The following is a 13,174-nucleotide window of genomic DNA, read 5'->3' as shown; positions in this document are numbered from 1 at the left end:
ACGCTCAACTCCCTCATCCAGGGAGTGTCAAGGATCAACCGAAGTAACTGTCAACCATCAGCCGAAACACTGTCAGCCATCACCCGAAGCCGAAACGTCAAGCATCACCCGACGTAATACAGTAGTGGTGCCCCCGGGCAGATTCGAACTGCCGACACCGGCTTTAGGAGAGCCGTGCTCTATCCCCTGAGCTACGGGGGCGGGGACCTGCGACCTATCGGAAGCGGTGGGGAGAACTCTAGTGGATCGTTGCGAGACACACGGTGCGAGACGGGGCGTTCGTCGTTGCGGCTTCACTCGCTGGTGGTGCCTTTGGTGCGCTGGTAGTGCCGGCGCGCTTTCATGCGGTTGCCGCAGATGGCCATCGAGCACCACCGCGCGGTGTTGGGCTTGCTGCGATCGATCAGGAACAGCCGGCATTCGGGATTCGCGCAGGGGCGAAGGCGCCCGGGACTGGAGATCCGTAACGCGTCCCAGGCCAGTATTGCCCGGGCAGCGGCCGCTGATGTTCCGTGCGTGGTCAGCGTCCAGGTGAGGCCGTGCTCCTCGAGAGCGGGGGACAGCCCGACGTCGTCCAGGAACGGCTGTAATTCCTGCGGCGACCGGTCGCCGCGCACCACGTCTTGCAGGGCAGCCCGTAGGTCGAAGAGTTCGCGTAGCTGCTGCTCGGTTGCCGGGCCGACGCCGTGGGAGTCCAGCCAGGCTTGGGCCCTGGCCGGGTCGTCGAGTTCGTCGCGGGCCACGCCGTCGATGACGGGGGTGGAGTTGAGCAACTCCAACAGCAGCGCCTCGTCGGCGGGCCCGGCCGCAACGATATCCATGTAACCCCCAAACGTGTATTGACAGGTTACACCCGAGGTGCTTGACTCTCTCTAACTGACAAAACCAATTTAAGGGGTTAGATATGGTTTCCACGGTGCGACACCACTACGCGACCGTCGACGGGCACCGGTTGTTCTACCGGGAGGCCGGTAGCGCCGATGCGCCGGCGATCGTGCTGCTGCACGGCTTCCCGACAAGCTCCTACATGTTCCGGGACCTCATCGCTCGCCTGGGCGAGGACTATCACGTCATCGCCCCCGACCACCTCGGCTTCGGCTACTCGGACATGCCGCTGGTGACCGAGTTCGACTACACCTTCGACAATCTCGCCCAGCTCACTCAAGGGCTCTTGGACCAACTCGGGCTGGCTCGCTACGCGATCTACGTCCAAGACTACGGCGCGCCGATCGGGTGGCGACTGGCGTTGAGCCGGCCCGACACCATCAGCGCGATCGTCACGCAGAGCGGCAACGGCTATGACGAGGGATTCGTCGAGAGCTTCTGGAAGACCGTCTGGGACTACCAGCGTGCGCAGACTGCCGAGACCGAGGCGGCCATCCGCACGGCGCTCGACGTCGAGTCGATCAAATGGCAGTACCTGACCGGGGCGCCGGATGAGTCCCTGGTCAGCCCCGACGTGTGGACCCTGGACAGCGCACTGTTGTCGCGGCCGGGCAATGACGAGATTCAGCTCGCCCTGTTCCGGGACTACGCCACCAATGCGCCGATGTACCCCGCACTGCACGAGTACCTGCGCACCAGTGGAGTCCCGGTGCTGGCCGTCTGGGGCCAAGGGGACCCGATCTTCGGCCCGGATGGTGCCCGGGCGTTCGGCCGGGACGCACGCGATGCCGAAATCCATCTGCTTGACGGCGGCCACTTCCTGCTGGAGACCGCCGCCGAGGAAGTCGCGCAGTTGATCAAGGACTTCTTGTACCGGGTCAACGGCCGGTGACGGGCATGACCGGAACGGCTCGGCAACTGGCCCGGATTTCCGAAAAATAGTCCATAACAACAGCATTCAGAGGAGAACGCATCATGGTTACCACGTCCACGATCCCGACTCGCCCCGCGGTGGTGCGCGAAACCCCGGGCGGCCCGACTATGCGCGCAATTGTTCTCGACGGCTTCGGGGGACTGGAGTCTTTGGCCTACACCGAGATTCCCAAGCCGCGACCCAAGCAGGGTGAGGTGGTGATCAGGGTCAAGGGATTCGGAATCAACCACGCCGAGATGCACATGCGCCGGGGTGAATGGGCCGAGGCCGCCGAAGTCAGCGGCATCGAATGCGTCGGCATTGTCGATGCCTGCCCCGGGGGAGAATTCCCGGTCGGCGCCCAGGTCGCGGCACTGATGGGTGGGCTCGGTCGCACCATCAACGGCAGCTACGCGCAATTCACCCGGGTGCGCGCCGAAAACGTCGCGCTGATCGAATCGGACTTGCCGTGGGATCAGCTGGCCGCACTTCCGGAAACCTACGCCACCGCATGGACCTGCCTATTCCGCAACCTTGGCCTGGCCGCCGGGCAGACGATCGTGATCCGAGGAGCGACATCGTCTTTTGGTCAGGCGGCAGTGAAACTGGCCGTGGAGGCGAAAGCGCACGTAATAGCAACCACGCGCAACCGGGAACGGTTTGAATTGCTGACGTCGCTCGGCGCTGAGCGTGCCGAGCTGGAGACCCCTGATCTGGGTGCATGCCTTCTCGAAGCCAAGCAGGTGGACGCCGTTCTGGACCTCGTGGGCAACAGCACGATTCTTGATTCCTTGGACATGCTGCGTCGGGGCGGTACGGCTTGCCTGGCCGGCTGGCTCGGCGGACTGGACCCGATCGCCGACTTCAACCCGCTGTTGCAGATGGCCAGCGGCGTCAACCTCAGCTTCTTCGGAAGCTTCGTGTTCGGCAGCCCCGGGTTTGCGTTGTCGGATGTTCCGCTGCAGGACATCGCCGACAAGGTGCGCGACGGTCGACTGGCGGCCGCGCCTTCACACGTGTTCACCTTCGACCAGATCCGCGACGCCCATCGGGTTGTGGAAGCAGGAGAGGCCGGCGGGAAGATCGTGGTGGTAGTCGACTGAGAACTCGCGTGGATCGGTCTGTCCCGGCGGGCGCCTTAACCGTTGTCGGTGCCGGGTTGGCCCGGGGTGCCGGGAGTGCCGTCCTCACCTCCGCTACCGCCGTCGGTGCCATCGCCGCCGGTTTGGCCGTTACTGCCGGTGCCCCCAACGCCGCCGACGCCGCCGACAGCGTTGCCGCCCTCGCCGACGAAGCCGCCGTTACCGCCGATGCCGCCGTTACCGCCGGTGCCGCCAGTCATCCCGACGCCTCCGGTCCCGCCGGCCGCCCCATCTCCGCCGGTAGCCCCCTGACCACCGGTGGCGCCGGTACCTCCGTCACCGCCGTAACCCCCCTCGCCGCCAGTGGTGCCCAGGCCGCCGGCCCCGCCGGCCCCGCCATCCCCGCCGGCACCGTCGGCGTCGTTGCTGCCGCCGCCTGAGCCGCCAAAGCCGCCGATGCCGCCGCCGCCGCCGTCGGTGCCGTCGCCGCCAGCGCCGCCGGCCCCACCGTCACTGCCGGTCGTGTAGTAGTTGTCGCCGCCGTAGCCGCCCTGACCACCAGAGCCGCCCAAGCTGCCCGCGGAGCCGTTGCCGCCGGCCCCGCCGGCCCCGCCGGCGCCGCCCACGCCGCCGGCGCCGAAGCCGGTGCCACCCTGCCCGCCGTAGCCTCCGCCGCCGCCACTGCCACCGAAGGCACTGCCGGGCGGGGGGTTCCCGCCGGTGCTGCCGTTGCCCGAGTTGCCGCCTACACCGCCGGCCCCGCCTATACCGCCGTCTTGGGCCGCACCGCCGCCGCCGCCGCCACCACCACCGACGCCGCCACCGCCGGCGGTGGCGTCGTTGGTGGTGCCTCCGGTTCCGCCGGTGCCGCCGGCGCCGCCGAGGCTTCCGGCGCTGCCGTCGGTGCCTCCGTTGCCGCCGACGCCGCCGACGCCGCCGGTGCTGCCAAATCCACCGAGACCGCCGGCATTACCGGCAGTCGGGGTGGCGCCATCGGAACCGTTGCCGCCGCTACCACCGCGGCCGCCGCTACCACCGATGCCATCGTGGCTGCCAACGGTGGTCAGGTAATGGTCCCCGCCGCCGCCACCAAAGCCGCCCTGAGCAGCAGTACCGGCGACCGCGCCGGCGCCGGTGGCATTACCCCCGGCACCGCCGGCACCGGCATCGCCTCCGGCGCCGCCGCTGAATCCGCCGAAACCGCCGTCACCGCCGTTACCGCCTTGGCCGCCATTGCCACCGTTACCGGTGCCGCTCATGTTGCTGGCACCGGCCGCGCCGTCGCCGCCTTTACCGCCCGCGCCGCCGTTGCCGTAGTAGTCGCCGGCACCGCCGGCACCGCCGTTGCCGCCGGCTTGCCCGGTGCCGTCGGCAAGGGTGACACCCTTCCCGCCGTTGCCGCCGGCCCCGCCGTCACCAGGGGTGCCCTGAGCACCGTCCGCACCACTCGCGGCGCTTGTGCCGTCAGGGCCGACTCCGCCGGCCCCGGCGAGTCCGCCGGACCCGCTGAACCCGCTGTCCCCGCCGTTGCCGCCATTTCCGGCCGCATCGTTGGTGCCTCCGTCGGCACCGTTGCCGCCGTTGCCGCCGTGGCCGGCGTTGCCACCTGTCCCACCGTCGCCGCCGGCCCCGCCGGCGCCATGGTTACCGGCGGCGACGCCTGCGGTCGTGCCACCGGCACCACCGTTACCGCCCCCGCCGCCGTTACCGCCGAAACCACCGCCGGTGCCGACGGTGCCGTCGGCGCCACTTTCGCCGGGCGTAGTGCCATGGGCGCCATCGGCTCCGCTGGCGCCGGCACCTGCGCGGCCGCCATCGGCGCCGATGCCGCCAGCGCCGCCGTCGCCGTTAGAACCGGTTCTGCCGTCACTGCCGAAGACGGCCGCGCCGGTGCCCCCCTTACCCGCGTTGCCGCCGTTACCGCCGTCAGCACCGGTACCGCCGGCGCCGCCGGAGCCGCCCAGGGCGTCCGCAGAGAGCGAGTCCGTTCCGGCACCGCCGACCCCGCCGTTACCGCCGTTGCCGCCGACCCCGCCGTTGCCGCCGTTGCCGCCGTTGCCGAGCCACAGCGAACCGGCGCCGCCGTTCCCGCCGTTGCCGGCGTTGCCGCCGGTCTGGCCGTTGCCGCCGTTGCCGCCGTCGCTTGCGGGGCCGGTGCCTGCGTTCCCCGCCGAGCCGTTGCCGCCGGTGTACCCCGCTCCGCCGTTGCCGCCGTTGCCGCCGTTCCCAACCGCACCTATGCCGAAGAAGTCTTGGACATGGCCGGCGCTGCCGCCGATACCGCCGTTGCCACCGTCGACGACTGTGTCGTTAATCAGGCCGCCGGCTCCGCCGGCACCGCCGTTGCCACCGTTGCCCATCCACTCGCCGCCGGCGCCGCCGTTGCCGCCGTCGGCGCCGAGTCCACCCGCTCCGCCGTCGCCGCCGTTGCCGATCCCACCGGCAACTCCGCCGTTACCGCCGGCCATCCCCGGGTCGTTGCTGGCGTCGTAGCCGTCACCGGCGTCGCCGAAGAACAACCCCCCACCCTGACCGTCCGGGTTGGTCATCGTCCCGTCGGCGCCGTCACAGATCAGGCCACAGAAGCCCGGCAGGATCAGCGGCGCAAACAGCTGATTGATAACAGGATTGATCGCCTGGCCGAGCGGGCTGTTTATGTAGGCCTCGAGGGCCGAGTGCAGCGGCAGGTAGAAGTCGTTCTGGAACGCCGTAGCGATAGCGTTCGGATCGCCTGCGGCAGCGACACCCGGCAGTGCAAGAGCAGCGGTGTCCACGCCTGACGAGCCGGTAGAGCCGAAGCCAAGAGCGTTCATCAAAGCGTCCCAGTCAGAATCCCCGGTCGGGTCGGCGGCGCTCACCGCGGCGCTGGGTTCGAAGAGGTCGTCAAGCCAGTCCAACCCGAAGAAGTCGGCGCTCGCGGTCGGCGCCAGGGCCAGCGGGGTCAATCCGAACGCCAGGAAGGCACTGGCCGTCGTCCCGAGACCGGCTGCGCGGCGACGGCGGCGGCGTGTCTGGGTCTGACGTGTCTTGCCCTGCCGCGTGCTGGGGTGCTGAGCCATTGGTCGATCTCCTTAAAGCAACGCGAACAGTGGTGGGTTTTCAATGTGGAGCAGGTTCGAGAATCAAAGCGTTACGTAAGTGTTTGCCTAATTTACCGAGATGTCAACGTTTTTCCGGAAGTGGAACTTGTCGCGTTTCTACGGGCACCGCCGCTGCTAGTGGTGCTCTGCTTGGCGGTTACCGAACGCCCCGCGGTTGCCGCTCGCGTCGATCAACGCTTAGAAAATTCTTAGCATCAGCTACGTGGGTCATGGCCGGCCGTCAGTGTCGTCCGGCGTTGCTGGAGCACGTCCGGACGGCGGGCCCGCTCGCCGGTCGCGTCGAACGCACTCAGGGCGGTGACAACCCGACGGCCGGCGTGTTCACCAGCAGCGGGTCGGGCTCGCCGGTCAACTTGAGCAGCCCGCGCACCCCGCGGATCGCCAGCGGCCAGTTACGCGGGTCGCGCAGGTTGAGCCCGCCGATGAGCTGCTTGAGCATCGACAAAGTGTCGAAATAGATCCGCTCGGCGACCAGGGTCTCGTTCTCGTCGAAGACGAAGTAGGCCGTCATCCGGGTGCGGTGCCGCGATCCGGTGGCCGGAATACCGCCCAGCGGACCCAAATGTGTTCCGAGCAGCCAGAACTCGACGATCACCGCATCGGCGCTGTGCCGCAGCGCGATGATGTCATGGTCCTGATCGGGGAAGGCGACGCGGGTGTCGCGGTAGTAAGCGCGGACGTCGGCGTCACCGTCGTGCACGGTCAGAGTAGGAATGATCTCGTAATGCGGGTGCGGAAACGTGGCCAGCACGTCGTCCCAATCCTGGCGGACCTCGTCGTGGAAGTGGTCGAGGACGAGCTTCTCGCGCGCCCGCAGCACGTCGGCGGGCGGGATGGCAAAGCGGTCGGTCATGGCATCCTCCAGGCGAATCCCCTGAATATCGCCGTTACCGGCGGAGCAGGCAAGACATGATGCACGGTATGAACCTCATCGTGCATCGCGTATGCCTGATCCTGCTGACGATCGTCGCGCTCAGCCTGGGGGCGTGGGCATACTTCGCGCCGCTGAATTGGTACAGCACGTTTCCCGGAATGGGCATGACCTGGTTACCGGTGCTCGGCCCGTACAACGAGCATTTCGTCAAGGACGTCGGCTCCTTCTTCATGGGTTTCGCGGCGCTCAGCGCCCTGGCGCTGTACTACCTGCGCAACCGGCCCGTCGTCGTGATCACGGCAATCAGCTGGTCGGTCTTCAATGTGCTGCACCTGATCTACCACCTCGGCATGCTGCACATGTACGGCCGGCGTGACGCGATACTCAACGCGGTCAGCCTCAGCTTGCTGCTGGTGCTGTCGCTGCTCTTGCTCATCCCTGCCCGCAGCCACGCCACCGAGGACCGCGCATGACATACGACTACGACGTGGTGGTGATCGGCTCCGGTTTCGGTGGAAGCGTGGCGGCGCTGCGCCTGACCGAGAAGGGTTACCGGGTCGGCGTGTTGGACATGGGCCGCCGCTGGGCGCCCACCGATTTCCCGCCCAACAACTGGCACGTCCGCAAGGCCATGTGGGCGCCGAAACTGGGTTGCTTCGGCCCGCAGCGGCTCACCGTGCTGGGCAAGACGTTCATCGCCAGCGCGGTCGGGGTCGGCGGCGGATCGCTGATCTACGGCAACACCCTCTACGAGCCATTGGAGCGGTTCTACACCGACCCGCAGTGGGCGCACATCACCGACTGGAAAGCCGAACTCGCGCCGTACTACGAGCAGGCCCGCCGCATGCTCGGGGTGACACCCACCCCGCACACCACCCCGGCCGACGAGGTGCTGTTGGCGGTGGCCCGCGACCTCGGGGTCGAAGGCACCTACCACCCGACCAACGTCGGGGTGTTCTTCGGCGACGAGCCCGGCAAAACCGTCGACGACCCGTTCTTCGGCGGTGCCGGCCCGGCCCGCGCCGGCTGCATCGGCTGCGCGCAATGCTTCACCGGCTGCCCGCACAACGCCAAGAACACCACCGAGACCAACTACCTGTATCTGGCCGAACACGCCGGCGCGCAGATCCATCCGCTGACCATGGTCACCGATGTGCGGCCGCACGGCGACGGTTACGTCGTCAGCACGGTGCGCACCGGACGGTGGCTGCGCAAGCACAAGCGCGACTTCACCGCCCGCCAAGTGGTGTTCGCCGCGGCCTCGCTGGGCACCCAGCGGCTGCTGCACAAGCTGCGCGACACCGGGTCACTTCCGCAGCTCTCCCCGCGGCTCGGTGAGCTGACCCGCACCAACTCCGAAGAGGTGCCGGTGGTGCTGGCGCCCGACCGCGACGATTTCGCCCAGGGCGTGGCGATCACCTCCTCGATTCACCCCGAGGCCAACACCCATGTCGAGGTGTGCCGCTACGGCAAGGGATCCAACCTGCTCTCGATGATGGGCACCCACCTGATCGACGGCGGCCCATGGCGTTTCGCGCGGCTACTGCTGACCATCGTGGCGCACCCGGGGCTGCTGCTGCGCAGCCTGTTCCCGCGTGGCGCCTCGGAGCATTCGATCATCATCCTGGTGATGCAGTCCCTGGACAACTCGTTGACCACCTACCGCAAGCGTGGTCTGTTCGGCACCCGCATGACCACGAAACAGGGTGCGGGGGAACCGAATCCGGACTGGATCCCGATCGCTCACGACGTCGCCCGCCGGATGGCCGAGAAGGTCGGCGGTGTCGCCGGCGGCACTTACCTCGACGCGCTCAACATCCCGTTGACCGCACACTTCATCGGCGGCTGCCCGATCGGAGAAACCGCCGAAGCCGGTGTGATCGACCCCTACCAGCGGGCCTACGGACACCCCGGCATCCACGTCGTCGACGGGTCGGCGATCACCGCCAACCTGGGCGTCAACCCGTCGTTCACCATCACCGCGCAAGCCGAACGAGCCATGGCGTTCTGGCCCAACAACGGTGAGCCCGATTCCCGTCCGCCGCTCGGCGAGCCGTATCGACGCATCCCGCCGGTGTTTCCGCATCACCCGACGGTGCCGGACAGTGCCCCCGGCGCGCTGCGGTTGCCGCTGGCGCCGTCGGGGTAGCAGCCGCGGCGCTATCCTGGCGCGATGCCGACGTTCGCTGAGGTGTATCGCGAGAAGTATCTGCTGTTGACCACATTTACCAAGGACGGCAGGGCCAAACCGACCGCGGTGTGGGGCGCGCCCGACGGCGACAAGCTGTTGGTGATCACCGATGACGGGTCCTGGAAGACCAAGCGCATCCGCAACACGCCGCGGGTGACCATCCAGAAGTGCGGCGTGCTGGGTGCGCCGAAAGGCGAGCCGGTCGAGGCAGTGGCCCGGGTGCTGCCCAAGAGCGAGACCAGGCGCGTCTACGACGCGGTCGTCAAACGCTACTGGTGGCACGCCTGGTGGTTCGTTCCGCACTCGCTCGTGCGCGGCGGGATCGACAAGGTTCACATCGGCTTGGAGATCGCGCCCACGTCCTAGCCCGCCCGGCCCAACAGATGCCGCAGCGCCTGTTCGAGTTCGGGCATGCGAAAGCGGTGACCGGCATCCTGTAGGCGCCCCGGCAGCACTCGCTGGCTCGCGCGGGCAAGCTCACGCGCCCCTTGACCGCCGAGCAGCAATCGTGGCCCCAGCGCCGGAACCGGCAGGATCGTCGGCCGGCGCAGCACTCGTCCGAGGGTCTTGGTGTACTCGCGGTTGCGCACCGGGTTCGGCGCGACGGCATTGACCGCCCCGGACAGCCCGGTGTCCCACAGTGCGCGGTGATAGACGTCGATCAGGTCATCGATCCCGATCCACGCCAGCCACTGTCGGCCGTCGCCGAGCCGGCCGGCCAGGCCGGCGGCGAACAGCGGCCGCATCAGGCGCAGCGTCCCGCCCCGCGGTGATTGCACGATGCCGGTGCGGATCCGCACGACGCGCTTTTCGGCCTGTTCAGCCGGCGCCAGGGCGTCTTCCCAGTCGGCGACGACCTCGGCGAGAAACCCGTCCCCGCGTTGACTGTCCTCGGTGAGGATCTCGTCGCCGCGGTCGTAACCGTAGTAGCCGACCGCTGATGCGCAGACCAGAGTGCTCGGTCCAGCGCTGCTTCGGGCGACCAACTCGGCGAGTCTGCGGGTCGGTTCGATTCTGCTGTCCCGGATCGCACGCCGGTGCTGGGCGGTGAAGCGCCCGGCGATCGAGGCGCCGGCCAGATGGACCACCGCATCGACGCCGGCCAGCAGATCAGGATTCGGGTCGTCGGGATTCCACTGCCGCTCATCAGGATTGGCGGCGGCGCGCCGCACCAGCCGGATCACCCGATGGCCGCCGGTGCTCAAGAACGCGGCCAGAGCCGAACCGACGAGACCCGATGCGCCGCTGATGGCCACCGTGATCGGCTTCAGGCCGTGCTCTGCGGCGCGCCGGTGGGCGGCCAGGTCATCGGCGAGCTGGCGGTGCCGATAGACGAACATCGGCCGCAGCATCGATTCGGGTATGGGCGTGTCGACGCGATCGGTCAGCTGTGTTCTACCGTCGCCGAGATCGTCGAACTCGTGGCTGTGGCGCCACCTCATCGCCGTCCGGGCCGGCAGCGACGCCAGGCCGCGGCCGCCGATCGCATCGACGAAACGCCGCGGCGGGTCGTAGCCGCCGGGCTGGTGTTCGGCGATCCAGCGCAGCCCGCCGGGAAGCGCCAGTTCGGCGGTGCCGTCGCGCAGCGAGTCCGCTTCGGCGATCAGATGCATCGGCTGCCACGGCGGGCTCAACCGGGTGAACGCACCCGGCCTCTCGTGCCATGCGAAGACGTCCGCCGGCGGTGCCTCGACAACGCTGGAAAAGACCAGGCCCATGCCTCGACGTTACCGGCAGCGGCCGCGCTACCGGCTGGTTGAGCTCAGGCCTGCGTACCGGGCCAGGTGCCGGTCGCGGGAACCGAACTGGTACTCGATCGCGGTGAGCCGTTTGAAGTAGTGCCCGATTGCCAGCTCCTCGGTCATACCCATCGCGCCGTGCAGTTGCACCGCGCTCTGCCCGATGAACCGGGCGGCACGAGCAACCGTCGCCTTGGCCGCCGACACCGCCCGGGCGCGTTCTTCCGGGCCGGCGTCGAGCTTCATGATCGCCAAGTGCTGTGCGGCGACGGCCTGTTCGACCTCCAGGTACATGTCCACCATCCGATGCTGCAGCACCTGGAACGCCGAGATGGGCTGACCGAACTGCTGACGCTGCTTGGTGTAGGCGACGGTGTCGGCCAGGACCCGCCGCAGGCAGCCGACCGCCTCGGACACGATCGCCGCGGTGGCCTCATCGACGGTGTGCTCCAGCGCCGGCCACGCTTGGCCCTCGTCGCCCAGCAGCGCGTCGGCGGGCAGCCGAAGGCCATCGAGGACCAGGTCGGCGGCGCGGCGGTCGTCGATGGTGCGCAACGATTCCACCCGAAGTCCGGCCGGCGGTGCGGTGGCATCGAATTCGAGCAGGAATAGCGAGATCCCGGTGGTGTCGCGCTGGGCGCCCGAGGTCCGCGCGGTCACCACCAGGTGGGTGGCGATCGGTGCTGCGGCCACCGTGATCTTGGCCCCGTCGAGCACCCAGTGGTCGCCGTCGCGGCGCGCGGTGGTGGCCACGTCATGCCAGGTTCCCGCCGAGGTCGGCTCCTCGGCGGCGACGGCAATGATGGCGTCCCCGAGCGCGATTCGCTCCAAGAGCCGGGTGGGTCCCCCGGCGCGTTGCAGCAGCCCGCCGGCCAGCACGACGGTTTCCACGAACGGTTCGATGACCAGCGCATGTCCGAGTGCTTCGGTGATGATCATCAGCTCGCCTGTGCCACCGCCGAGTCCGCCGGCGCTCTCGGGCAGTGTCGCCCCGAGGATGCCCAGGTCATCGGCGAAGGCACGCCAGATGTTCGGCTGCCAGCCGGCTCCGGTCTTGGCCGCCGCGCGACTCTTCTCCAGGTCGTAGCGGTCGGCGAGGAACTTGCCGACGGTGTCGCGCAGCAGTTCTTGTTCGTCGGTGAATGAGAAGTCCATCTATAACCCCAGTGCTGCCTTGGCCAGAATGTTGCGTTGAATCTCGTTGCTGCCGGCGTAGATCGAGCCGGCGCGGTCGTTGAAGTAGCGCAGCGGGGCCACCGCTTGCCACGGCTGGCCGCTGAGGTAGCCGTCGGCGGGCGGGACGAAGTCGGGGATCGGGCCACCCGGCATGGTCGCGTGCGGCTGGTAGATCCGGCCGCGCGGGCCGGCGGCCTCCAGGGCCAGTTCGGTGATCGTCTGGCTCAACTCGGTGCCCAGGATCTTCAGCATCGACGCCGCCGGTCCGGGATTGTGGCCCTTGGCCAGGGCGGCGATGGTGCGGAATTCCAGGATCTCCAAGATGTCGGTGCGGACCCGGGCATCGGCCAGCCGCAGCCGGAAGACCGGATCGTCGGCCAGCGAGGTGCCGTCCGGGCCGGGTTGTCCGGCAGCCTGTTCGGCGACCGCATCGGCCCACACCTGCAGCATCGGGGCCATCGCGCCGCCCCGCTCGAAGTTGAGCAGGTATTTCGCGACGGTCCACCCGTCGTCGATCCGGCCCAGCACGTTGGCCTTGGGCACCCGCACCGAGTCGAAGAACACCTGGTTCTGCACCTCCTCGCCGGAGGTCATGACCAGCGGCCGGACCTCGATACCCGGGGTGGTCATGTCGATCAGCAGGAAGGTGATGCCTTCCTGCTTCTTGCCGCTGCGCGACGTGCGGACCAGGCAGAAGATCCAGTTCGCCTCGGTGGCGTGGGTAGTCCAGATCTTGCTGCCGGTGCAGATCAGGTCATCGCCGTCATCGACTGCCGCCATGGACAGCGACGCCAGGTCCGAGCCGGACTCCGGCTCGGAGTAGCCCTGACAGAAGAACACCTCGCCGGTGAGGATCCGCGGCAGGAACCAGTTCTTCTGCTCGTCGGTACCGAAGCCGATGATCGCGTGCGCCACCATCTTGATGCCCATCGGGGAGAGCAGCGGTGCGCCCGCCAGCGCGCATTCGCGGCTGAAGATGTAGTGCTGCAACGGCGTCCAATCGCAGCCGCCGTATTCCACCGGCCACGCCGGTGCGGCCCACCCGCGTTCATGCAGGATCGCCTGCCAGCGCATGCTCGCCTCGTGATCGGCGTACACACTGGTCATCAGCTGCCCGGCTCGGCGCAGATCCGAGCTCAGATGCTCATCGAGGAACCCGCGAACCTCGTCGCGGAACGCTGCCTCGTCAGCCGACCAATCCAGATCCACTGCC

At 68.4% G+C, this 13,174-nt stretch carries 11 protein-coding genes and 1 tRNA gene; 5 read left to right on the top strand and 7 right to left on the bottom strand.

The features are described from left to right. Nucleotides 1–125: 125 nt before the first annotated feature. Nucleotides 126–201: transfer RNA gene (locus A5648_RS13640), tRNA-Arg, on the bottom strand. A 92-nt stretch (nt 202–293) separates the two neighbouring features. Beyond that, nucleotides 294–821 carry a CGNR zinc finger domain-containing protein gene (locus tag A5648_RS13635; RefSeq protein WP_065025057.1) on the bottom strand — a complete coding sequence of 176 codons (528 nt, stop codon included), beginning with the start codon at nt 819–821 and terminating at the stop codon, nt 294–296. Nucleotides 822–904: 83 nt separating this feature from the next. On the opposite strand from A5648_RS13635, the gene A5648_RS13630 reads away from it, so the two are divergent. Further along, the gene (locus A5648_RS13630; protein ID WP_065025056.1) at nt 905–1,777 is read left to right on the top strand and encodes an alpha/beta fold hydrolase; all 873 of its coding nucleotides are present in this window, start codon (nt 905–907) and stop codon (nt 1,775–1,777) included. An 80-nt stretch (nt 1,778–1,857) separates the two neighbouring features. Next, a complete protein-coding gene (locus A5648_RS13625) occupies nt 1,858–2,901 on the top strand; it encodes a zinc-binding dehydrogenase (RefSeq protein ID WP_065025055.1) in 1,044 nt (347 codons plus the stop codon). Between the two features lie 35 nt (nt 2,902–2,936). On the opposite strand, the gene A5648_RS24920 is transcribed toward A5648_RS13625, so the two are convergent. Next, on the bottom strand, nt 2,937–5,939 hold the full coding sequence (locus tag A5648_RS24920; protein ID WP_065025054.1) for a PGRS repeat-containing protein: 3,003 nt from the start codon (nt 5,937–5,939) through the stop codon (nt 2,937–2,939). A 331-nt stretch (nt 5,940–6,270) separates the two neighbouring features. Further along, the gene (locus A5648_RS13615; RefSeq protein ID WP_065025053.1) at nt 6,271–6,834 is read right to left on the bottom strand and encodes an ester cyclase; all 564 of its coding nucleotides are present in this window, start codon (nt 6,832–6,834) and stop codon (nt 6,271–6,273) included. Between the two features lie 56 nt (nt 6,835–6,890). Here A5648_RS13615 and A5648_RS13610 point away from each other — a divergent pair, with 56 nt between their 5' ends. From A5648_RS13610 to A5648_RS13600, 3 genes are read left to right on the top strand one after another with little or no spacing between them, the layout of a single operon-like run. Beyond that, a complete protein-coding gene (locus tag A5648_RS13610) occupies nt 6,891–7,328 on the top strand; it encodes a hypothetical protein (RefSeq protein WP_082966485.1) in 438 nt (145 codons plus the stop codon). Continuing rightward, nucleotides 7,325–9,004, top strand: a complete 1,680-nt coding sequence (locus A5648_RS13605; protein WP_065025052.1) for a GMC oxidoreductase — start codon at nt 7,325–7,327, stop codon at nt 9,002–9,004. Before A5648_RS13610 ends, A5648_RS13605 begins: the two co-directional genes overlap by 4 nt. 24 nt (nt 9,005–9,028) lie before the next feature. Further along, on the top strand, nt 9,029–9,412 hold the full coding sequence (locus tag A5648_RS13600) for a PPOX class F420-dependent oxidoreductase (RefSeq protein WP_065025051.1): 384 nt from the start codon (nt 9,029–9,031) through the stop codon (nt 9,410–9,412). Here the strand turns inward: A5648_RS13600 and A5648_RS13595 are convergent. The 3 genes from A5648_RS13595 to A5648_RS13585 are packed head-to-tail and all read right to left on the bottom strand — an operon-like array spanning nt 9,409 to nt 13,170. Then, complete coding sequence (locus A5648_RS13595; RefSeq protein WP_065025050.1) at nt 9,409–10,764, bottom strand: TIGR01777 family oxidoreductase; 1,356 nt, start codon at nt 10,762–10,764, stop codon at nt 9,409–9,411. The genes A5648_RS13600 and A5648_RS13595 overlap by 4 nt on opposite strands. 27 nt (nt 10,765–10,791) lie before the next feature. Continuing rightward, the gene (locus tag A5648_RS13590) at nt 10,792–11,940 is read right to left on the bottom strand and encodes an acyl-CoA dehydrogenase family protein (protein WP_065025049.1); all 1,149 of its coding nucleotides are present in this window, start codon (nt 11,938–11,940) and stop codon (nt 10,792–10,794) included. Then, nucleotides 11,941–13,170 (bottom strand): acyl-CoA dehydrogenase family protein, encoded by a 1,230-nt coding sequence (locus tag A5648_RS13585; protein ID WP_065025060.1) that lies wholly within the window; start codon nt 13,168–13,170, stop codon nt 11,941–11,943. Nucleotides 13,171–13,174 lie beyond the last annotated feature (4 nt).

Origin of the sequence: Mycolicibacter sinensis, from assembly GCF_001673565.1 — a bacterium.
GTDB lineage: Bacteria > Actinomycetota > Actinomycetes > Mycobacteriales > Mycobacteriaceae > Mycobacterium > Mycobacterium sinense_C.
This window is presented reverse-complemented; position numbering and strand designations above follow the sequence as displayed.